17 protein-coding genes are annotated in these 22321 nt (G+C 40.1%); 10 read left to right on the forward strand and 7 right to left on the reverse strand.

The window, feature by feature from the left end:
- Window positions 1-42 precede the first annotated feature (42 nt).
- Window positions 43-1167, forward strand: a complete 1125-nt coding sequence (locus CLW00_RS10935; protein ID WP_106133734.1) for a prolipoprotein diacylglyceryl transferase — start codon at window positions 43-45, stop codon at window positions 1165-1167.
- Here CLW00_RS10935 and yidD read toward each other — a convergent pair.
- A complete protein-coding gene (yidD, locus tag CLW00_RS10940; RefSeq protein WP_106133954.1) occupies window positions 1149-1370 on the reverse strand; it encodes a membrane protein insertion efficiency factor YidD in 222 nt (73 codons plus the stop codon). The two genes, CLW00_RS10935 and yidD, sit on opposite strands and share 19 nt — an antisense overlap.
- Before the next feature lie 71 nt (window positions 1371-1441).
- Between yidD and CLW00_RS10945 the strand changes: the two genes are divergently transcribed.
- Entirely contained in the window at window positions 1442-2884 is a 1443-nt protein-coding gene (locus tag CLW00_RS10945) for a BamA/TamA family outer membrane protein (RefSeq protein WP_106133735.1), read from the forward strand.
- Window positions 2885-2973: 89 nt separating this feature from the next.
- Here the strand turns inward: CLW00_RS10945 and CLW00_RS10950 are convergent, their stop codons facing one another.
- A complete protein-coding gene (locus CLW00_RS10950) occupies window positions 2974-3696 on the reverse strand; it encodes a class I SAM-dependent methyltransferase (RefSeq protein ID WP_106133736.1) in 723 nt (240 codons plus the stop codon).
- Window positions 3697-3988: 292 nt separating this feature from the next.
- Between CLW00_RS10950 and CLW00_RS10955 the strand changes: the two genes are divergently transcribed.
- From CLW00_RS10955 to CLW00_RS10970, 4 genes are all read left to right on the forward strand, one after another.
- A complete protein-coding gene (locus tag CLW00_RS10955) occupies window positions 3989-4816 on the forward strand; it encodes a PorV/PorQ family protein (RefSeq protein WP_211300186.1) in 828 nt (275 codons plus the stop codon).
- Entirely contained in the window at window positions 4813-6912 is a 2100-nt protein-coding gene (locus CLW00_RS10960; RefSeq protein WP_106133737.1) for a helix-hairpin-helix domain-containing protein, read from the forward strand. Before CLW00_RS10955 ends, CLW00_RS10960 begins: the two co-directional genes overlap by 4 nt.
- Before the next feature lie 65 nt (window positions 6913-6977).
- Window positions 6978-9422, forward strand: a complete 2445-nt coding sequence (locus tag CLW00_RS10965) for a zinc-dependent metalloprotease (RefSeq protein WP_106133738.1) — start codon at window positions 6978-6980, stop codon at window positions 9420-9422.
- Between the two features lie 232 nt (window positions 9423-9654).
- Window positions 9655-10431, forward strand: coding sequence for a hypothetical protein (locus tag CLW00_RS10970; RefSeq protein ID WP_146131410.1), 777 nt, complete (start codon window positions 9655-9657; stop codon window positions 10429-10431).
- 22 nt (window positions 10432-10453) lie between these two features.
- On the opposite strand, the gene CLW00_RS10975 is transcribed toward CLW00_RS10970, so the two are convergent.
- From CLW00_RS10975 to CLW00_RS10990, 4 genes are all read right to left on the reverse strand, one after another.
- Window positions 10454-10600, reverse strand: a complete 147-nt coding sequence (locus CLW00_RS10975) for a DUF2256 domain-containing protein (protein ID WP_106133740.1) — start codon at window positions 10598-10600, stop codon at window positions 10454-10456.
- Window positions 10597-11112: a hypothetical protein gene (locus CLW00_RS10980; protein ID WP_211300187.1), complete on the reverse strand. Its 516-nt coding sequence runs from the start codon at window positions 11110-11112 to the stop codon at window positions 10597-10599. The genes CLW00_RS10975 and CLW00_RS10980 overlap by 4 nt, the downstream gene beginning before the upstream one ends.
- A 77-nt stretch (window positions 11113-11189) precedes the next feature.
- Window positions 11190-11534 carry a nucleotide pyrophosphohydrolase gene (locus CLW00_RS10985; RefSeq protein ID WP_211300188.1) on the reverse strand — a complete coding sequence of 115 codons (345 nt, stop codon included), beginning with the start codon at window positions 11532-11534 and terminating at the stop codon, window positions 11190-11192.
- The gene (locus CLW00_RS10990) at window positions 11531-12604 is read right to left on the reverse strand and encodes a mannose-1-phosphate guanylyltransferase (protein WP_106133742.1); all 1074 of its coding nucleotides are present in this window, start codon (window positions 12602-12604) and stop codon (window positions 11531-11533) included. The genes CLW00_RS10985 and CLW00_RS10990 overlap by 4 nt, the downstream gene beginning before the upstream one ends.
- 390 nt (window positions 12605-12994) lie before the next feature.
- Between CLW00_RS10990 and recQ the strand changes: the two genes are divergently transcribed.
- The 4 genes from recQ to CLW00_RS11010 all read left to right on the forward strand — a co-directional run bounded on the left by recQ (window position 12995) and on the right by CLW00_RS11010 (window position 18380).
- Complete coding sequence (gene recQ, locus CLW00_RS10995; RefSeq protein WP_106133957.1) at window positions 12995-15175, forward strand: DNA helicase RecQ; 2181 nt, start codon at window positions 12995-12997, stop codon at window positions 15173-15175.
- Between the two features lie 14 nt (window positions 15176-15189).
- The gene (gene purD, locus CLW00_RS11000) at window positions 15190-16488 is read left to right on the forward strand and encodes a phosphoribosylamine--glycine ligase (RefSeq protein ID WP_106133743.1); all 1299 of its coding nucleotides are present in this window, start codon (window positions 15190-15192) and stop codon (window positions 16486-16488) included.
- Between the two features lie 130 nt (window positions 16489-16618).
- Complete coding sequence (locus CLW00_RS11005; RefSeq protein WP_106133744.1) at window positions 16619-17932, forward strand: PSP1 domain-containing protein; 1314 nt, start codon at window positions 16619-16621, stop codon at window positions 17930-17932.
- Between the two features lies 1 nt (window position 17933).
- Window positions 17934-18380, forward strand: a complete 447-nt coding sequence (locus tag CLW00_RS11010; RefSeq protein ID WP_106133958.1) for a gliding motility lipoprotein GldH — start codon at window positions 17934-17936, stop codon at window positions 18378-18380.
- 2 nt (window positions 18381-18382) lie between these two features.
- On the opposite strand, the gene CLW00_RS11015 is transcribed toward CLW00_RS11010, so the two are convergent.
- A complete protein-coding gene (locus tag CLW00_RS11015; RefSeq protein ID WP_106133745.1) occupies window positions 18383-22321 on the reverse strand; it encodes an AAA domain-containing protein in 3939 nt (1312 codons plus the stop codon).

The following is a 22321-nucleotide window of genomic DNA, read 5'->3' on the forward strand; positions in this document are numbered from 1 at the left end:
AATAAGGTAATTTCACAACCTTGCATACAAAAATCAAATAGCATGTTGAGCATAGAAAGCGTCTTGAATTATATCGTCTGGAGTCCAAACCCTTCAGTTTTCTCAGGCTTTGAAAGATTGAGATGGTACAGTTTACTTTTTGCTTTGGGCTTTATCATTTCCCAGCAAATCATGATTTATATCTACAACAAAGAAGGTCATGATCCTAGGCTGGTAGACAAACTCACCATTTACATGGTACTTTCAACCATAATTGGTGCAAGGTTGGGACATGTTCTTTTCTATGAACCCGAAAAATACCTCAGCAATCCGATTGACATCCTAAAAGTATGGGAAGGTGGATTGGCCAGCCATGGTGCAGCTATTGCCATATTGATCGCCTTATATATGTATGCGAGAAAAGTCCCTGCTCAAAGTTACCTTTGGGTAGTAGATCGTATCGTAATCGTGGTGGCCATGACAGGTGCCTTGATTAGAATAGGTAATTTGATGAATTCTGAAATAGGAGGAAAACCTACTGATACGGACAGCGGATTTGTATTTGCACGTGATGCTGAGGAAATCCTGGAAACCTTAAGGATCCCGGTTTTAGAGGTCAACGCATACAAGCCCGACAACAGAGACAGCGAGTTGAAAGGAAGTGGTATAGTGCCCGTGAATTTTGACATTAAGGTAGAAAAAGGCGCTTACGAAGAGGCAGATCTCAAAAGAACACTGGAAACAGACGTGAAATACGTTTTGACAAGGTTTAGGAGTTCTCAAAAATACCTTGCAGAAAACCCTGACACTCCGCTCAATTACCAGTTTCAGGATAAGGGAGACCATTATTTGGTTACCGTTTTCACCTCGGGAATATCCAGACACCCTACTCAGATTTATGAAGCGATTTCTTATTTCATTATCTTTTTGATATTATATGGGATATGGCACCGTTATCAGTCAAGAATTCCAGACGGGCTTTTCTTGGGTCTATTCCTAATCAGTGTATTTGGTATGCGATTCGTTTGGGAATTTCTCAAAGAAAATCAGGTGGAATTTGAAGAAGGCTTACAACTGAATATGGGACAAACCCTTAGTATCCCATTGGTAATAGGAGGGATAATCCTTGTTGTTTTGGCAATGAAAAAAGGATTTAAGCCTGAAAGTACTCAAGGAACAGGATCGTGACCATGACCTCCCCAAGGGTGGCAACTTGAAATCCGCTTGATTCCCAACCAGCCACCTTTGATCACTCCATGTTTAAGAATGGCTTCCTTCGTATATTGACTACAGGTAGGCGAATACCTACATGCTGATGGAAACAAAGGAGAAATCAAGTATTGGTAAACCAATACCGGGAAAATGGCGATTTTTCTGATGATGACTTTCAATTTCAAATATTTAAAAATATAAAAGAATCAGCTCAATATAAGTTCCCTAAAAACTACATCCAATTGCTGTGATGAAATCTTTACCCATATTAATTGTCTTACTTCTGTTGTCTTTGATAACGGTGAGCAATGTATATGGGCAAGAAAATGAGACCGTAACTGATATTTTGTCCCAAAACCCAGATAGGGTTGTAATCAACAATATTTTTATCATTGGGAATAAAAAAACCAAGAAAAATATCATCCTGAGAGAAATTGACCTTCAGACGGGAATGTATTACGAATGGGAAGAATTGATTTCTTTGATCCAAGAGGATCAGAAAAAAGTATATAACCTCCAGCTTTTTAACAAAGTAGAAATCACCCCATTGATTACGGGTTCTGACCAAATAGAGCTATTAGTGTCCGTAACGGAAAGATGGTACATCATACCCAATGTAATCCTCAATCTGGCAGATAGAAACCTTGCCGAATGGTGGACCAACCAAAACAGATCTCTCTCCAGGGTCAATTATGGTGGTCGTCTAGTTCACAATAATGTTGGGGGTAGGAATGAAAAGCTCCGTATAGGTGGTCAAATGGGCTTCATCAGGACTTTTGAAGTTTTGTATAACAAACCATACATTGACAAAAAGCAAAAGCATGGTTTGGCCGTACAAGCCACCTATTTTACCCAAAGAAATCTTCAGGTGCGCTCCTCAGACAATCGGCAGGTCTTTTACAGCAGTGAAGACGAATCTGTCCTTAGAAGAAATCGATCAGCTTACTTGCGCTACACGTACCGCGGAAGTTTTTACAACTTTCACTATGTCACTGCTGGGTACAACAGTACTTGGATAGATGATGAAGTCTTTACCCAAAATCCTGATTTTTTCCTCCACGGTTCTAACTCCCTCCAGTATTTTGTGCTCGGATACAATTACAGACATGATAAACGGGACAATATCCTCTATGCCACCCAGGGTCAGGTCCTTAACTTGTCTTTGATGAGGTATGGGCTTTTTGGCGGTGATGATGTACAGGATTGGGAATTCACCATGAATGCCAACAAGTACACAAAAATCAATGAAAAGCTCCATGTAGTCAGTGGCCTTTCTTTCAATGCATTCCTTGGACAGCGGCAGCCATTCACTTTGGTAAGGGGGATTGGGTATAATCCCTATTTTATCAGAGGATATGAACTCAATGTGGTAGAAGGGCAACAAACCATAGTGCATAAAAATAGCTTGAGATTTAAAATCCTTGACTTAGGCTACAATATCGGTGATTATGTACCCCTAGAAGAATTCGCCTACTTCCCTATCAAACTATACCTCAGTGGGAACTTTGACCATGGCTATGTCACAGATAGAAACAATATTCCGGAAAACATGCGATTAACTAACCAATACCTATTCGGGTATGGACTTGGGCTGGATTTGGTAACATTATATGATATGGTATTTAGAATGGAATACTCCATCAATAGTCAAAATGATGGTGCTTTTTTCCTGAATATAAGGGCACCTTTTTAAGAATTTACGAAATGCGATTTACCCGAGGTCTAATAGGTTAACAAATCTATCCTGCCTTTATTGAAATCAAATGAAACTCCAAGTTTTCCTCAATACAAACTCAGAATCGTCTCACTATAAGATGCTGGTTGAAGGTTGATGATACCCTCAGGCTCTGACATCATTTCCTGATAACTCAATTTATCTACCCTCTCAAATAAATCCTCATCAACTTCAAACTTTCGAGAATCAGGCTCAGCTTTGAAACGGACATACCCCAGACCATAATCGGTATTGATAACCCCTACATCCAATAAGTCAGGGTATTTTTCCAAAAGGTATGCAATGGTCTTCCACACATCGCCACACCATTCCCCGGTCCATCCTTCTAACTCACCCTGTTGTTCTTCTGTGGGAAAAACATCTGCAAAGACAGAAGCCGCTTCATGGGGTGGATAGCAGTCGTGAAGGATAATGATGCCATCAATATTGAGGTAAACCAAGGTATTGAGCACATCATTTAAAGAAGCCCTGAAATTATGCAAGCCATCGACAAGGACCACATCCAGTTGATCTAAATTTTGTAAGTAGTCTTGTTGGGTCTCAAAAAATACATCGCTCTCAAGACGAAAATAATTAGCCTTGAAGTTGGCAGGCCATTTAAAGAGCCATTTTAACCTTCTTCCAATAGCAATTTTAAAAACCGGATCCACTGCAATCTTATTTTTTGCACGTATCGGCAAAAAAGATTTGCCTTTCTGGCAGCCAATTTCAAGGTAGTTTTCAAAATCTGTTTTGTGGAAAATATTTTGTATCAATTCAACTCTATCCATCCCTTGCTTATGTTTTAAAATCTTGAAGAATCTTTAAAATAGGCAAAAATGAAAGGAACATTAAATTTGAACGGACCTTTCTTGACTAAAAATTCTTATAGTCCAAACCAATCAACCATGGATCCAAACGCTGCAAGTTGACATGGTTTTTTAACGAATTCAAATGAATAAAGAGCTCATCGGATCTTGACACCGAAATTAAACGGATAATATCAGCCGTTCTCTTTTATCTGGAAATCAGCTTTTTTAAATTTAATCTATAGGCTTTTTGTTGAATCATTTTTTATATGAGATGGGAAGACTAATCCTAATATACCTTTTATGCGCAGCCTTGGTGAATGCGGAGGCTTCTGCTCAATCCGGTCTGGAAACACTACCAAAAGGTGCGCGAAGCATGGGGATGGCAAATGCACACGTGACCGTAGAAGATGCATGGAGTATTTTCAACAATATAGGTGCACTTACAGGAATCGAGCAATCTCAGGCTTTTTTTGCATATGACCACAGGGGCAATCTAAGTGAATTGACCACCTTGGCTGCAGGCGCTGTATTCAAGTCGGAGTTATTTTCATACGGACTTTCTGTATCAACTTACGGTGAGGAATTCTTTTCTCAAAGCCAAATCGGACTGGGAATAGCTCAGAAACTGGGAATTGCAAGTATAGGGGTAAAAGCCAACTACTTCCAGACCAGCATCGAAGGCTTTGGCACTGGAAGGTCTGCAGTTTTAGAATTTGGAGGATTGGCAGAATTGACGCCAGAGTTATTTTTCGGCGCTCACATATACAACCTCACAGGATCAAGGTTTGGCAAAAACTCCATTGATCAATTGCCAACTGTAATCAAGTCAGGAATCTCTTACCGACCGTCTGAAAATGTAATGGTCAACCTTGAGGCAGAAAAAGACATCTTGCTCCCCCCTACCCTGAAAGTCGGATTGGAGTATAGTCTACACCAAAAAGTATGGGCAAGGGCAGGCATCAACAATCAGCCCAACAGGCTTTGTTTTGGAATCGGTTTCCGCGCAAAATCCTTCCATCTCGATTTTGCAGTCAATCAAAACCTCTATTTGGGAAGCACCCAGCATTTTTCTTTCAACTACCTCTTTTCTCAAAAATGAAAAAATGCTGCAGCCTCATTTTCTTGTTCTTTTTATCTTCCAATGTATTGATCGGCCAAACCTATAGAAAAGGTGAAATCAATATTGAAATGCTGGTAGAAGACCTCTTTGGTATGCAACGGGATGACCAAGACTATGAAGACCTGTATGAAAACATTCTCCAACTATTTCTCAACCCTATCAATCTCAACCGGACCAGTCCTGAAGAACTTAAATCCATCTTTATCCTCAGTCCTTCCCAAATCAATAGTTTTTTTGAATATCAAAGTGATGTTGGAAAGTTGATATCCCTTTATGAATTACAGTCCATCCCTCATTTTGACTTAGAAACAATTTACAAAATACTTCCTTTTGTGGTCTTAGACGCTTCAGGAAAAAAGCAAGGACCATTACTGGATAGGATAGCGAATTCAAAAGATGCCTATTTTATCATGAGGCAAAACAGGATATGGGAAACCCGGCGAGGCTTTACCACTCCTGACACTTTAAACAATGGAAGGCTCACCAGCCGGTATATGGGTGATCCAAATAACCTGTATGCCAGATTTAGGATACAACACAGCAAAGATTTCAGTCTTGGTTTTACATTAGACAAGGATCCTGGGGAGCAGTTTATATGGGATCCAGAAACCAGAAGGTATGGTTTCAATTTTTTCTCGTATCACTTTACCTTGTACAATCAAGGAAAATGGAAAGCGATCACTATCGGAGATTATCAAATGCAAACAGGGCAAGGCTTGGTGTTTGGTGCTGGATTCGCAGTGGGGAAAGGAGGAGAAACAATCACCACAATTAGGCGAAGTACCGTTGGGATTAGACCTTATACCGCGGCATTGGAATTTGGTTTTTTCCGTGGTGCGGCAGCAAGTTATCAAGCCGGCCCCTTACAAATCACTTTAATGGCTTCCAATGCCCCGAGGGACGGGAACCTAAGCTTACGACTCGATACCCTAGAGAGAGAAGAAGCATTTATCAGTTCTTTGCAAAGCTCAGGATTACACAGAACCCCAACAGAAATCGGCTACAGGAGACAAGTAAAGGAGCAGAATGCAGGAGCAAACCTCCACTTCCAAAGCAGGAGTAAAAATCTACAAATCGGAAGCAACAGCCTCTTTACTCGGTTTAGTCAGCCATTTGAAAGAAGGCCGCAAGTCTATAATCAGTTCGAGTTTTCGGGTCAGGAAAACCACATCCATAGCCTGTATTTCGCCTATAATTTCCAGAATTATTTCTTTTTTGGTGAAAGTGCCATTTCAAAAAGTGGTGGCAAAGGAAACGTGTTTGGAATGATGAGCAGCTTACACCCTAAACTTTCTCTTTCCTTACTTTGGAGAAGCTTTGATCGTGATTTTCACAGCTTTTATGGCAATGCATTTTCAGAAGGCAGCAGGCCTATCAACGAAAGAGGAATATACCTTGGTCTCAATTTCAAACCCAACCGAAAATACAACTGGTCATTCTACTACGACCAATTCAGTTTCCCCTGGCTCAAATTCCGAACCTACGCCCCTTCTCAGGGGTATGAGTGGCTTAGCAGAATCACCTACAGTCCAAGCAGGAAAACGCTCCTTTTTGCACAAATCAGAGAAGAATTCAAAGCCAGAAATATAAGTGAATATCCAGTATTCCAATCTCCCTATCTCCTAGACCAAGGGAAAAAGTGGAATTATGTCTTCAACTTGGACTACGGCCTTAATCCCAATTGGAGTATCAAATCCAGGGTAATGGGTTCATCTTTTCATTTCAACAATAAGGTAACCCGAGGATTTGCGATTTCTCAAGACATCAACGCTGACTTCCAAAAATGGAGATTCAGCGGGAGACTAGCCCTTTTTGACACGGATGATTTTGACAACCGGCAATTTTTGTATGAAAGAAATGTGCTTTGGCTATTTTCTATCCCCGCACTTAACGGACAAGGCCTCAGATATTACCTCCTTAGCCAATACAGGGTAAATCCAAAGTTGAGTTTTTGGGCCAGATTTTCCAGAACACAATTTACAGACCGCGACATTATAGGTACAGGACTACAGCAAATACAAGGAAACCGCATCACGGAAACAGTTTTTCAGCTCCGATACCAATTCAACAGATAAAATTCTACTATCGGTAAACTTCTACTTAAATGTTTTTGATAAATTGGCAGTAAAACCACCTTAACATGAAAAAAACCTTTACGCTATTATTGACACTGATGATTTTGGTGTCTGTTCAACTTGCTGCCCAATCGGTAGACAGGTCAAAGCTCGATAAAAAAGAAGGATTTTTTACCTTCTACACAGATGAGGACAAGGGTAAAATTTACCTCGAAGTAGATAAACTAGATTATGAATTTCTATATGTCAATTCCCTTCCAGCTGGAGTAGGCTCCAACGATTTGGGTTTGGACAAAGGGCAGTTGGGGAGAACCCGTGTCGTAGAATTCAGAAAAGCCGGAAATAAAATATTTCTGGTGCACAAAAACTATGACTTCAGAGCCTCTTATACAGACAATCCTGATGAAGCCAAATCTGTGCAAGATGCCTTTGCAGAATCCGTCCTCTGGGGATTTGAAATCGCTGATGGAAAAGATGGGAATTACCTAGTAGATGCTACCGCTTTCTATCTTCAGGATGCGCACATGGTAGGGGAGAAATTAGGCAATGCCAAACAGGGCACTTACAAACCTGATGCGTCCAGAAGTGCTATTCACTATCCAATGACCAAGAATTTCCCTAAAAACTCAGAGGTTGAGGCTATTGTAACGGTAACAGGAACACCGAGTGGTTCCTATATTCGCTCCGTAACACCTTCCCCTGAAGCTGTATCAGTGAGGCAAAGACATTCGTTTATTGAGCTGCCCGATGATGGTTATCAGCCAAGAGAATTTGATCCAAGAGCTGGATATTTTCACATTTCATACATGGACTTCACCACGGCCATAGGTGAACCCATCGTCAAAAAATTCATCTCTAGACATAGATTGGAAAAGAAAGATCCTGATGCGGAAATTTCCGAACCAGTGAAACCCATTGTGTATTACCTGGATAGAGGAACACCAGAACCTGTTAGATCGGCCTTGCTAGAAGGCGGCAACTGGTGGGCAGATGCTTTTGAAGCCGCTGGTTTCAAAAATGCCTACCGTGTAGAATTGATGCCAGAGGGGGCAGACTTGATGGATGTAAGGTACAATGTCATCCAGTGGGTTCATCGTTCTACGAGGGGATGGTCTTATGGCTCATCTGTGAGAGACCCACGTACAGGCGAGATCATCAAAGGTCATGTTTCACTTGGTTCATTGAGAGTAAGACAGGATTACTTGATTGCTCAGGGACTTTTACAACCATTTGAAGATGGAAAACCAGCTGATCCCAAAATGCTGGAAATGGCTTTGGCCAGATTGAGACAGCTTTCAGCTCATGAAATTGGACATACCATAGGCTTGGCGCATGCTTATGCTTCTGCCCCTACCAATAGGGCTTCTGTCATGGATTACCCATACCCATTCATTACCATGGACGACTCAGGAAATCTGGATTTTTCCAACGCATATGATGACAAAATTGGCGAGTGGGATAAATGGGCTATCAAATATGGCTATGCTACTGTACCAGAAGGCAAGAATGAACAAGAATTCTTGAGTAAAATGCTCGAAGACACCTATGCTGCAGGCCATACCTTTATTTCAGATGTAGATGCTAGACATCCAAGTGGCAGTCACCCAAAAGCACATCTTTGGGCCAATGGAGACTCAGCACCGGAAGAGTTATTGAGAATGATGGAAATCAGAAAAAACCGATTGGAGACCTTTGGAAGAAATGTCATAGAAGATGGACAGCCCGAAGCTTTGATGGAGGAAGTATTGGCACCACTCTACCTCATGCACCGCTACCAAATAGAGGCTACTTCAAAACTAATCGGAGGACTTGATTACACTTATAAGGTAAAGGGAGACAACCAGAGAACACAGTCCAGGTTGGATGCAAAAACACAAAACGAAGCACTTGAAGCTTTGATGACGGCCATTTCTCCACAGCAACTTAGCTTGCCTACGAGTATCATTGACCTTATCCCTCCAAGACCTATGGGATATTCTAGAAACAGAGAAACTTTCCCTTCTAGAACAGGATTGAATTTCGATCCTTTAGCTCCTGCTGAAAATGTAGTAGATATGACTTTGGGATTTTTGTTGGAAGCAGGTCGCGCCAACAGGCTTGCACAACAAGCAGCATTTGACAGCAGCCTGCCTTCTTTCAACAGCTATCTCAACAAGCTTTCCAATAGTCTAATCATCAAAGACATCCCAAACACCTATGAGGGTCAAGTAATGCTGATGAGTGAAAACAAACTAGTAGACCACCTGATCAAGCTTGCAAAAGATCCTGGAGCAAATTCTATCGTAAAAGCTGATACAAGGGCGAAACTGGAAAGTATAAAAATCCTGAAATCCGAAAGTGCTAAAAACAAAAGTACCTCAGCTGCCAATCATGGCGTCTATTTGGCTTCAAAAATTGAAGCCTTCTTGAACCTTCCCGAGGAATTATCAACCCCTGCCCCTATCTCTGTGCCTGACGGTGCACCAATAGGCACGGATGACATGTCCTGTGATTTTGAGTTCGATTTTTGAAAAAATAAAAAAACATAAAGTATAAAAGCATGATCCGATCTCTCGACGTAAACCTTCGAGAGATCGGATTAAAAAAACTTGAAACCCCAACATTTTTGAATAGGCTTTAAATCCTTTCCATTTCCTAAAGGGAGATATTACAAATGAAAGTCAGCAGTTTATTTTTTCTCTTCAGACCTTGTATCTTAAAATAAATTAAAAGTTTTTTCATATTTTATTCAATTATTAATAATTGAAACCAATTAAACAATTAGAAGAGTCTGATACATTATTTAAGATGGGTTTTAAAAAACAATTTTTCATAATCGCAATTTTGCTTGTGATTGGGCGGAATGACTTATCTGCCCAAACGCTAAGGGCAACCTATGTTGGAATAGAATTGGGTTCAGCGCTCCAAATGGGAAATGTTGAGCGTACTGATTTACATGGTTTAAGGTTAAAAAACACCATTAATCCACAAATAAGAATTATAGCAAATTTTGAGCTAACCGAAAGTCTATATCTAAAGTCAGGTCTGGGACTGATGACTTATAGCACAAATATTTCCTTTGAATCCTATTCGGATCCGGTCTTAATAAGAGAAGTTCCAAACATATCGTTGGGCCTGGAAAAAGAAATCGTAAAATCCGGTAAATTCAAACCCTATTTGGGTTTTGATATTTTTATCAATTCAAGGCCAAAAATGAATAGCATCGAGATCAACTCCCCCGAAGGGGCCAAACTCATTCCTGCCAGTGAAACAGAAGATATTCTTGTACACCAGGCGTCAATTACTTCTTCATCATCTTCCTTTATCATTTATTTGATGCCTTCAATAGGGATAAACTATCAAATTAATAATAAAATCCTTGCTACTTTGTCCGGGTCTTATGGTTGGAATATTTCAGAACCCTTAATTGTTTTTGATTACAGCTCTTTGAGATTAAATGGTAATGCTCATAGTTTCCAGGGTTCTTATTCAGGAAACCTTTTTGCTCTTCAGGTAGGATTGAGGTACAGATTAAAATGATACAACAAAAAAGGGTCGGCAATTAAACCGACCCTTTGTTACTTTTCAATCCTGCACATTTCTTAGAGCAATATTTCACACTTTCCCAATTCTTTTCCCACTTTTTCCTCCAGGCAAATGGCCTGTTGCATACAGGGCATACCTTAGTGGGTAAATGTGCTTTTTTCATGTACTGATTGGTCCTCTCACAAATTGATAGTCAACAACCACATCTTTCCATTCGTTGTCACTAAAATCGTAGAGCGATTGATTCAGTGTCACTTCCAAGGTCAACTGATCAAGTAGTTTTATGGATACGATTTCACCAAACTCAACAACACTTGGAAGCTGTTCTATAATCTGGAATTGATCTGTTGCATCATCCAGCTCAACTTTAAGTACTACATTCTCAGCTGCAAACCTAACAATAGGCACTCCTCCCTGTTCGGTAAGTACTGTAGGAGAATAAAAAGCGAAAAACATCTGATCATCAATATCTTCCACAAAAGTCATCCTATTGTTTTGAGAGCTAATTAATCCTTCTAGCTGTACGAGAAAATCTTGTGAGGATTCTCCGCTATTAGTTAACGCTATCGGTTGATCCATGGCAATTGCCTGAAGGTTATAATTGCCATAAAAAAATCTGGCAGGTTCTTCCTGATCATCTTGACATGCGGTCATTGCAAGTAATAAAAAAGACATTAAACTAAATAAAAGATGTTTGTTCTTCATAGGTTCTATTTTTCAGTGTTGAGGTATAGCAATACATAAAAAAACGCCTACTTCAGTTTATTGTTTTGTTTGTGCCTGTCCTTATCCCTAATATTCTTTTTTTCGAAATTCTTTTTCAAGGCCTCGGTCAGGTCTACACCGGTCTGATTGGCAAGACAAATCAGCACCCATAACACATCCGCCATCTCATCTGCCATATCCTTACCTTCCTCGGACGCTTTGAACGATTGTTCACCATACTTTCTAGCCATAATTCGAGCCAATTCCCCTACTTCTTCCATCAGTATCGCTGTATTGGTAAGTTCATTGAAGTACCTGACACCAACCGTATTGATCCATTCATCTACCAGTTTTTGGGCTTGGCTAATAGTAATATCTTTGTCTTCAATCATACGTAATCTTCTCCTTTATTTTTAGCATCATTGACAAAAGTCCTAAATTTCTTTTCCGCATCAAGTTTGCAGATGAGTAGTACATTTTCGCTTTCATTGATAAGGTAATTATCCAAACCTTGAACAACCACCAGCTTTTTGGAATCTACTTTTATATAGCTGTTTTGGGTATCATACAAAATCGCATTGGCTTCTATGACATTATTTGATTGATCTTTTTTCCGATTTTCATGAAGGCTCATCCAAGAACCCAGGTCAGACCATCCAAAATCCCCCAAGACCATGAAAACCTTATCTGATTTTTCCATGATTCCATAATCAATGGAAATATTTTTGACTAGAGAATAAGCCTTTTTGATGTAGCTTTCTTCTTCCTCAGTCCCATAAAAAGCTAATCCATCTTCAAAAACTTCTGCTACTTCCGGCATATATGTTTCAAAGGCCGCAATTGCGCTTTGTGCTTTCCACACAAACATCCCTGAATTCCATACAAAGTCACCGCTCTCCAAGAAAGTTTTGGCTAGCTTAAGGTTCGGTTTTTCAGTGAAAGTTTTCACTTTTTTGACCTGATCACCAGGTTTGGAAATATACTGTATATAACCATATCCCGTTTCTGGCCTATTGGGTTTTATCCCTATTGTAATCAACTTGTTTCCTTCTTGACAAGCCACTAGTGCAATGTCAATTTTTTCCCGAAACTTATCTTCCTGTACGATCAAATGATCTGCAGGTGTGACAATTACTTTGGCCTCAGGATTGGATTTTGCGATCTTATACGTGGCATAGGCTACACATGTAGCTGTGTTTCTCCTCAAAGGTTCAGTTAAAATTTGATTTTCAGGTATTTCAGGTAATTGCTCTTTGACTAGTTCCAAATAGTGTTTGTTGGTCACCACATAAAACATCTCCGCTGGAGCTACCTTATTGAACCTATCGAAAGTCATCTGCAACAGTGAACGACCTGTACCGAGAATATCCAAAAATTGCTTGGGTCTATTATTTCTGCTGTAAGGCCAAAACCGGGAACCTATCCCCCCAGCCATGACCACTATATATGTATTGTCTTGCATCAATTTTGGGCTATATTGCTTTTTCTATTCGGTATGAATATGGATATAAGCTTTCAAATATTTTAATTTACATCCAACCAGTCATGTAAAACTTATAATTGGCATAAAGATCGAGATTCGTAAGGCATAAAAATACAAACTGCTATGGCAGATTAGCAGAATTCGAAATTACATGTTTGAAATTACGAGACATCGATGCTGTTCATTATCGAATTTAGCCAATAATCTCTCAAAATGCCTCACTTGAAAAGCTTTTTTATCTGCATTCTTAATATTTTTTCTTAACTTCAAAAATACCGTACTTAATCATTAAATTTGTCTATAAGGACATCAAAAACCTTTACCACTGTTTATTTTACAAGAAAGTGGGACATTAAAAGCTATTTTAAAGTGGAGCAATCAGTCAAAGAAAATCTTAAAAGAATATTTGGGTTCAGCCAATTTAGGGGCAACCAAGAAATGATTGTCGACAATGTACTCAGGGGGAACAATACTTTTGTCATTATGCCGACAGGTGCTGGAAAATCCCTTTGTTACCAATTACCCGCCGTTATTCAAGAAGGGACAGCTATAGTCATTTCGCCCTTGATCGCCTTAATGAAAAATCAAGTGGATCAGCTAAATGCATTTGGAATAAATGCTTATTTCCTGAATTCTACACTAAATAAATCCGAAACGACCAAGGTAAAAAAAGAGGTCCTTTCTGGAAAAACAAAGCTCCTTTATGTAGCACCTGAATCTTTGACAAAAGAAGAAAATGTACTCTTCCTCAAAGAAGCTAAATTGAGTTTTGTAGCCATAGATGAAGCGCATTGTATCTCAGAATGGGGACATGATTTTCGTCCGGAATACAGAAAAATCAAATCTATCATTGGTCAAATCGGCGAAAACCTACCTATTGTCGCATTGACTGCCACTGCCACTCCTAAAGTGCAGGTAGACATTCAGCGCAACCTACAGATGGAAGAAGCTGATATTTTCAAATCTTCCTTCAACAGAACCAATCTGTATTACGAAGTAAGGCCAAAGGTAAAAAATGAGACAAAAAAACAGATCATCAAGTACATAAAATCCCAAAAAGGCAAATCTGGAATTATTTATTGCCTTAGCAGGAAAAAAGTACAGGAAATTGCTGACTTACTCAAGGTCAACGGTATCAAGGCAGCACCATACCATGCTGGCTTAGATCAGAATGTTCGGGTAAAAAACCAGGATGATTTTCTAAATGAGGAAGTAGATGTCATTGTGGCCACCATCGCCTTTGGGATGGGCATAGATAAGCCGGATGTGCGCTATGTGATTCACTATGATGTACCCAAATCACTCGAAGGATATTACCAGGAAACTGGAAGAGCAGGCCGTGATGGACTTGAGGGTCATTGTCTGATGTTTTACAAGTATGACGACATCATCAAGTTAGAAAAATTCAATAAAGATAAGCCAGTTACCGAAAGGGAAAATGCCAAAATCCTCCTGCAGGAAATGGCAGCCTATGCAGAAAGCTCCATTTGTAGGAGAAAATTCTTATTGCATTATTTCGGAGAGATGCTCGAAGAGGATTGCGGGCATTGTGACAACTGCAAAAAGCCTAAAGAGAAATTTGATGGTATTTCCCACCTTGAGTCCGTGATCAGTGCTGTAAAAGAAACAAGCAACCGATTCAACATGGACCATATTGTCAATGTGGTGAGGGGGGAATCTAACGATTATATAAAAAGCTATAAGCATGACAAGCTAAAAGTTTTTGGAATAGGAAAAGAAGAGGACGAAAGGTCCTGGAAAACGGTAGTCAGGCAAGCCATGATTGCCGGATTTTTGGAGAAAGACATAGAAAACTATGGTGTCATTAAAATAGCCAAGAAAGGAGAAGAGTTTTTAAAGGCTCCTCATTCTTTCCCGATTTACAAGGACCATAATTTTGAGGAGATGATTCAGAATGAAACGCCTGATGACGTTCCAGGAGGAGGCGGCAAGGCTTACGACGAAAAATTATTTGAGCTTCTTAAAGCTGAGCGTAAAAAAGTTGCAAAGGCAAAAGGATTACCGCCTTATGTGATTTTTCAAGACCCCTCATTGGAGGAGATGGCCACAGTTTATCCAACAAGTAAAGATGAATTGGCCCAAATCAACGGAGTTGGTATGGGAAAAGTCGCTAAATTTGGAGCACCTTTTCTTAAACTTATTGAAAATTACGTAGAAGAAAATGAAATTATAACTGCCTCTGACGTAGTTGTCAAAACGGCAGGAAACAGATCAAAGGTTAAAATTTCTATTATTCAGCAAGTAGACAGAAAAGTCAATTTGGATGAAATTGCCGACAATTTGAATATTTCCATGACTGAATTGCTTCAGGAAATAGAACAGATCATCTATAGTGGCACCAAGTTGAATATTAATTATTACATTGAAAACATCATGGACGAGGAGAGAGAGGATACTCTCCAAGATTATTTCATGACAGCTGAATCAGACAACATACGAGTGGCCCTGAATGAACTGGAAGACGAAGATTTTGGCGAAGAAGAGATCCGCGTATACAGAATCAAATTCATTTCTGACCACGCCAATTAAACTGAAATTACTAGATGAACATATTATTGCTAGGCAGCGGAGGCAGAGAGCATGCTTTCGCTTGGAAAATTGTAGACAGCCCAAAATGCAACAAACTTTTTGTAGCTCCGGGAAATGCCGGGACTTCACAAATCGCTGAAAATGTTGATATTTCTCCAAATGACTTTGAAAAACTAAGTTCTTTTGTTTTAGAAAAAAACATTTCACTCGTAGTAGTAGGTCCAGAAGAACCCCTTGTCAAAGGAATAGTGGATTATTTTGAAGGCAATGAAAAAGTAAGTCACATCCCGGTAATTGGCCCTAGCCAAAAGGGAGCTCATTTGGAAGGTTCGAAGGATTTTTCCAAAAAATTCATGGAAAAACATGGTGTTCCCACCGCTGCATCCAAGACTTTCACGAAAGAAACCTTAAACGAAGGGCTGCAATACCTCAACACCCAATCATTGCCAATTGTACTCAAAGCTGATGGATTGGCGGCTGGAAAAGGTGTTTTGATCTGTCAGACTATAGAGGAAGCTCAAAAATCACTGAAGGAAATGCTTGTAGACAACAAGTTTGGAGAAGCGTCCAGCAAAGTTGTCATCGAACAATATCTCGACGGAATTGAACTTTCTGTTTTTGTGGCCACTGATGGATTAAGTTACAGGATCTTACCCGAAGCGAAAGACTACAAAAGAATTGGTGAAAATGACCAAGGTCTCAATACCGGTGGAATGGGAGCTGTCAGTCCTGTGCCTTTTGCTGACACTGAATTTCTATCTAAGGTTGAGGAAAGGGTAGTGAAACCAACCATCAACGGGTTGAATGCAGAAGGAATAAAATATACTGGATTTTTATTCATCGGTTTGATGAACATCCAAGGCGAGCCATTTGTCATTGAGTACAATGTCAGGATGGGAGACCCGGAAACTCAGGCTGTACTACCAAGGATTAAAAGCGATTTCTTGGATATGCTGGTTCACATGGGAGAAAAAACCTTAGGCAACTATACCTTAGATATCCATCCTTTTGCAGCGACTACTGTAGTATTGGTCGCCGGAGGATATCCTGAATCTTACAAAAAAGGTGATAGGATTGAAGGTTTGGAAATAGCAAATGCTGAGGAAAACAGCATTCTTTTTCACGCAGGTACTAAATTAGGCGAGGAAAATAGCGTACTTACAAACGGAGGCCGGGTAATGGCAGTGACGGGAACAGGTGAAGAAGTAGGGACAGCATTGGAAAATGCCTATAACACCGTTTCAAAAGTCTGCTGGAAAGATCTATACTTTAGAAAAGATATAGGTCAAGACATATTGAAATTATTAAAGTAATCCAAATCAAAGAGGAGTCTTACTCCCTTAATATATAAATATGGCAGGATGTAGTAGCTGCTCTACCACTTCAGGAAGTAGTGGGGGGTGCCAAAATAATGGTACTTGTGGTACGAGCGATTGTAATAAAATGAATTCATTTGATTGGTTGTCCCATATGGGTATACCAACTGTAGATAAGTTTGACGTTGTTGAGATCAAGTTCAAAGGTGGTCGGAAAGAATATTTCAGAAATGTAGATTTTCTACACCTGACGACTGGAGACCCTGTGGTAGTAGACGTACCAAACGGTCATCACATTGGATACGTGTCCCTTCAAGGAGAACTCGTCAGACTGCAAATGCAGAAGAGAAAAATCAAAAATGACGACGATATACTCAGGATATATAGAGTCGCTACCCAGAAGGATATAGAAAAATGGGAAGATTCCAAAAACAGGGAAATCCCCACTCTTTATAGAAGTAAGCAAATTATAGATGAATTGGGACTGAAGATGAAGCTCTCTGATGTAGAGTTCCAGGCTGATAGTTCAAAAGCTACCTTTTATTACTCAGCAGATGACCGGGTAGATTTCAGGGAATTGATCAAGCACCTTGCTTCTGAGTTTAAAATCAGGGTTGAAATGAGGCAAATCAGCCTCAGGCAGGAAGCCGGGAGGTTAGGTGGAATTGGAGTATGTGGCAGGGAATTGTGTTGTTCTACCTGGATCCATGATTTCAAAAGCGTATCCACTGCAGCAGCCAGGTACCAAAACTTATCCCTAAATCCAGGCAAACTCTCAGGTCAGTGCGGAAGACTCAAATGCTGTCTCAATTATGAACTGGACACCTATATGCAGGCACTAAAAGATGTGCCTACTATAGAAAAACCATTGCAGACCGAAACGGGACCAGCAAGACTTCAAAAGACAGATATTTTCAGGAAATTGATGTGGTTTAGCTACAACAATGATAACAACTGGCACACAATTACTTGTGAAAGGGCCAAAGAAATCCAAGAACTTAACGAGAAGGGAATCATTCCTTTTGATCTGTTAAACAATAAGGCCAAGGAGTTTGATGATGAAGCTATCAAATCCACCTTGGAACTTGAGCGATTGGATAAAAAATTCACGACTAAAAAGAAAAAGAAAAAACGTAAAAAGCCTAATCCAGGCGCTCCTGGGGAAAATCCAAATACCCGAAACGAAAACAGAGAGGCCTCTTCGCCAAGGAATACTGACAACCCTACTGCACCAAATAGAACACAAAGGGGAAACAGGAACAATAAACCTGGAACCAGAAATCCTAACGAAAGAAATAAAGGTGCAAACCGCCCTAAAGGCAATGCCGACAAACCTAACAACCCCGAGGGCAATAACGGTGATAATCAAGCAAAACCTAAAAACAGAGGCCGAAAAAGATTCCCGCCTAGAAACAAAGGTGATCAGAATAAAGACCAATAAAATGAAACTGAGACTTTTTTACTTTCTGACAGTCATGATACTATGGTCTTGTGACAGTGAAAGGGTATTTGAAAAATATCAGGGAATGGAAACGCAATACTGGCACATCAACGACACTGTCTCTTTCTATTTTGAAAGTCCATTGGAAGCAAGTGCCTCACTGATTGCAGTAAAATACAATCAGGATTACGAATTCAGGAATTTGTACCTGAGGTATTTTCTTATGGACTCTATGGGAAATGAGGTGGAATCGCAATTGGTCAATATCCCCCTTTTTGAAAGTACCAGTGGAAAACCACTTGGGGAAGGATTTGGAAGCACATTTACACGATTTGACACCTTACCCTTGGAACTGGGCGAAAATTACCACAGCATCCATTTTGTCCAGTATATGCGTGTGGATCAGCTCAAAGGAATTGAGGCAGTAGGCCTGAAACGTACCAAGTAATATCAACTAAAAAGAGGTTGGCCCATCCAATATTGCCTACTGAAAGCAAAGTGGTATGGCCAGCCTTTTTCCCGTAGTTGTAAAGGGTGATAGACAAAAGCCTCTTTGGCACTGACTGCACCATAAAGACGCTGATCATCTGTCAACATTGCGCTTTCAGATTTACCTTCTTTTTTACCTACCATATCCATCCATTGAGATGCGCTGTACTTTTCCAATTCAACATCTCCGTGTAGACCTTCAAGCCGGTTTTTCAGAAACCACGAATACTCGTACCCCTGAGCACCTTCTTCTGGGAATGTGGGTGTTTCTCCTGCTACGATCCCCTCTATAAAGGCAATATAATCTTTTAGCATAGCGATACCTTGATTCTTCAATTGCTGCTGACTAAAATCTCTGGAATGCAAACTGGTCACAAGATGTATCTTCTTTCTTGCACGGGTGATGGCAACGTTTAGCCTATTGATTCCGCCTTTTTTGGACAACATTCCAAAATTGGCAATCAGCCGACCTTTCTTATTTCTAGCATAGCCGACAGAAAAAACCACCTGATCAAATTCGTCTCCCTGCACATTTTCGATGTTTTTGACCTGAACATTTTGGAGTTTGATATACCTATTTGCTTCCAACTCTTCTTTGATCAGCTCCATTTGAAAAAAGTTAAAAGTGATGATACCAATTGTATCGTTTGGGTTCTCTTTTTGAAGGGTTTTGACGATGGAAATTACCTCAGAAACCTCCAAAGTATTCACTTGATTTTCCCAAAGCCCTTCTACCCTATGCAGACTAAAAGGAATATTTTTTTCATTGACCAATGTCCTTTGGGTCAGCATTTCAAGTTTTCCTTCATAAAATTCTTTATTGGAAAAATAGATAAGCTCTGACTGAAGACTACGGTAATGTCCTTGAAGCCAGAATTTCTGAAAGTAGTTGGAAGCCAAATCAAGTAAGGAATCTGTTTCAACCTCTACTCCTTCTTCTTCTGTCTCCAACCTAATCTGATATAGGTCAAATGGCTGAAGCTGTTGAGAATCTCCGGCGATCACAACCTGCTTTCCCCTTAGCATCGCTGGGAATCCTCGCTCTACATAGCATTGAGAAGATTCATCAAATATCACCAAATCAAATACCTGTTCCATGGGGAATAGCGCTGAAACCGTTTCTGGAGAGGCCAACCAACATGGCATAAGTTGAAAAATCTCTGTTTCACACTCCTGAATCAGTTTCTTTATGCTCCAAATCCGTTTTTTCTTACTCACTTGATGGCCAAGATTACGGTATGTAAGAAGATTTCCAAGCCTGTTAAACTCCAGCTTTTGAAAAGTCTTTTCCCTCAGTCTCAATTCAGCTATATGTTTGGAAATCTTCCACTTTTCCGATACAGCCGCTAAGAACTCCTCTTGGAGATTTAATGCCTTTGGTGTACTGATCTCGCGAAGCACTGGATACTTTTTTTCTATGTGATCTATCCATGCATGTTTCAATCCTGATAGAAAAAACCCTGAAATTTCAGTCACAGAATTTTCCGGAAAATGATCCAGCAATTTTTCTATCAGCTCTATTTCAAAGACATCAAGGTTCTGCCTCAGACCATCAAAAGCTACCAAGTCATCGAATGCCCTTGGAAGGCTTTTAATCAAAAAGTCAATTTCTTCTCCCAGACTTTGTACGAAAAGGTGCTGGATCTGAATTTTGGAAAAATACAACCGCCACCTTGAAAGGTTTGCCTCCAAAGCTAATACTTCCCCCATCAAACTATGAAGCCTTTTTTCACCACTATTGTTATCCTTTAGCATGGCAAAAATAAAGTCGCCCATCATGCCCCAATCATGAAGCTGAAGCCGCGCCTTGACCGCTTCAATATGAATTCGCCCAAAGTGATTGAATTCTGTAAAACTGAAAGGCCTCTCCGGAAGGTGCAGCCAATTTTTACCGGCCAGAAGGGTCAGTTGATGGTTGAGGTTCAACCTGTTTTCTAGTTTGGAGATCAAAGCATTGATGCCATCGTCATCCCTTTCGAGCTGATTGACTTGAAGCAATTCAAAAACTCTTTCAAACCTGTTTTTCCTCCATGGCCATTGAATATTTGTCAGCCACTTATTTTGGCTTCTGGCATACTGCATTGCCAAGGTCAGGCAATTTTCCACCTCATTATCTTTGCTATGCCACTCCACACCCTCTCCAGAGAGGAGCTTTTTTATGATATCTATTTTGTGCTCAAACCACAACAAATCAAATTCTTTGGGATCATGGTCTTGAATAGAAATTAAGAGCCTCATTATTTCAGGATCCTTAATTTCTCCAATCAAATAATTGAGGTTCTTCTTTTGCTCCAAAAGGGTGAAAAGGAACGAGGAATCGAAGCCTGTATGCCTTTGAAATGCACCCGAAATATCCGTTTTAAATTCCTTGATCTCCTCAAGTATTTCTACAAGTCTATTTTGAGAACTTGGGCCAAAACTGCTGAAATCTACCCTATGCAGCCAAAAAGAATCCGTTTGTTGGTACTTTCTATAGTATACCGTGTATTCATGTAGATTACGCAAAAAAGCGTCTACTTTATCAAAAGTCAACCTTTTGTAATGTTGGGTCATGTCAAAATGCGTATCCTCCAAAGATGAACTGAGGTACAACTCTTTGATGGGGACATCGCATTCCTCTGTGTTGAACAGCGCCTTTCTATATTCCTCAAAGTACTCCGAAGAGTTTTCGATTGTTCTCGACAACATTGAAAATTGTCTTTCAAGCTGAATGGCATCTATGGTCCTGTTGAGTTCCTGATAGCGGTCAATGGATTGAATCTGAGCTTCAAGTTTTTGATAAAGATTCTTTCTATCTGCCTTGAAATCATGTACCAATCCTAAAAACGAAGCAAAACCCTGACTGGAAAGTCTTTCAAATACTACATCCAGCGCAGCCCTTTTCTGTGAAACAATAAGTACCTTTTTCCCCCTACTGATATAATCCAAAGCCAGGTTACTGATCAATTGAGACTTGCCTGTACCTGGAGGCCCCTCCACCACGCAAGAATAACCCGACCGGACAGCCTTGAGTACTTTTTCCTGACTTGCATCCACTGGAAAAACTGTATAAAGCTGATCCTCTCTGCCGCTGCCTGGGTTATCTTCTTTGGCATAGGTATGCTCGAACAAATGCTCCAAATCCGGAAAATCTGCATGCTCAAGTAAGTACTCATAGTCCTCAATCAAAAAACTTGTCTTTTGAGAAAAATGACCTAATACAGCATAAGGCTTGAGTTCAAGTTTTCCCAAGGCCAACCTCTCTTCATCTAAAGCTTTATTTACATCGGGAAAACGAAGTAATTTGTCTTCGTAGAGTTCAGCTTTAAAGTTGACAGGAAGTTGACTTTTGGCAAATTCATAAAGTTGGTTCCGAAATTCAGTCGCATCCTTTGAAAATTCAGCAAGAGGATTTTCATCACCATTCAATTTTGGCTTTTCCTGTAAGGAATGTGCCAGAGCTAAAATGAAGGTCTTGTTAAACTCAGGTTCTTGTCCCGAAGTTTTTCGGAGTATCCAATTTTTCCCATCATTGACCAAACTGACCGGAAAAAAAATCAAAGGACAACGGATCATTTGCCCGTTCATTAACTTCCCTTCCACATAAGGCCAGGCCACAAACAGACTTTTTTCCCCTGTTTCAGATTCCGCTGTTTCAGCCAGATGCGCTAATCTTTTGAGTCTTAGTGAAGCCTTATTGCTACTTGCACTCCTGACATCAATGACTGGAGTCAAAGGGATACTTTTTTTTCTCCCAATCAAATCCCGAATAATTTCGAAATCAGCCTGCCCATTCAAAAAATCCACATCCTTTAGGTCAATCATCTGACTGACTGCCAACTTAGGCAGATACAGAGACCTGTTTCTACTAGAAAGGTCTACCAACCGGTGAAGATATGTCTGAAGGGTGTTTTTGAGCAT

The organism is Mongoliibacter ruber (genome assembly GCF_003003005.1).
Lineage (GTDB): Bacteria > Bacteroidota > Bacteroidia > Cytophagales > Cyclobacteriaceae > Mongoliibacter > Mongoliibacter ruber.

Coding starts and splice junctions, on each gene's coding strand:
- CLW00_RS10965 (WP_106133738.1), top strand. CDS start 6,978: ATGAAAAAAACCTTTACGCTATTATTGACACTGATGATTTTGGTGTCT.
- CLW00_RS11005 (WP_106133744.1), top strand. CDS start 16,619: ATGAATTCATTTGATTGGTTGTCCCATATGGGTATACCAACTGTAGAT.
- purD (WP_106133743.1), top strand. CDS start 15,190: ATGAACATATTATTGCTAGGCAGCGGAGGCAGAGAGCATGCTTTCGCT.
- CLW00_RS10985 (WP_211300188.1), bottom strand. CDS start 11,534: ATGATTGAAGACAAAGATATTACTATTAGCCAAGCCCAAAAACTGGTA.
- CLW00_RS10980 (WP_211300187.1), bottom strand. CDS start 11,112: ATGTCTTTTTTATTACTTGCAATGACCGCATGTCAAGATGATCAGGAA.
- CLW00_RS10955 (WP_211300186.1), top strand. CDS start 3,989: ATGGGAAGACTAATCCTAATATACCTTTTATGCGCAGCCTTGGTGAAT.
- CLW00_RS10975 (WP_106133740.1), bottom strand. CDS start 10,600: ATGAAAAAAGCACATTTACCCACTAAGGTATGCCCTGTATGCAACAGG.
- CLW00_RS10945 (WP_106133735.1), top strand. CDS start 1,442: ATGAAATCTTTACCCATATTAATTGTCTTACTTCTGTTGTCTTTGATA.
- CLW00_RS11015 (WP_106133745.1), bottom strand. CDS start 22,321: ATGCTCAAAAACACCCTTCAGACATATCTTCACCGGTTGGTAGACCTT.
- CLW00_RS10960 (WP_106133737.1), top strand. CDS start 4,813: ATGAAAAAATGCTGCAGCCTCATTTTCTTGTTCTTTTTATCTTCCAAT.
- CLW00_RS10990 (WP_106133742.1), bottom strand. CDS start 12,604: ATGCAAGACAATACATATATAGTGGTCATGGCTGGGGGGATAGGTTCC.
- CLW00_RS11010 (WP_106133958.1), top strand. CDS start 17,934: ATGAAACTGAGACTTTTTTACTTTCTGACAGTCATGATACTATGGTCT.
- CLW00_RS10950 (WP_106133736.1), bottom strand. CDS start 3,696: ATGGATAGAGTTGAATTGATACAAAATATTTTCCACAAAACAGATTTT.
- CLW00_RS10935 (WP_106133734.1), top strand. CDS start 43: ATGTTGAGCATAGAAAGCGTCTTGAATTATATCGTCTGGAGTCCAAAC.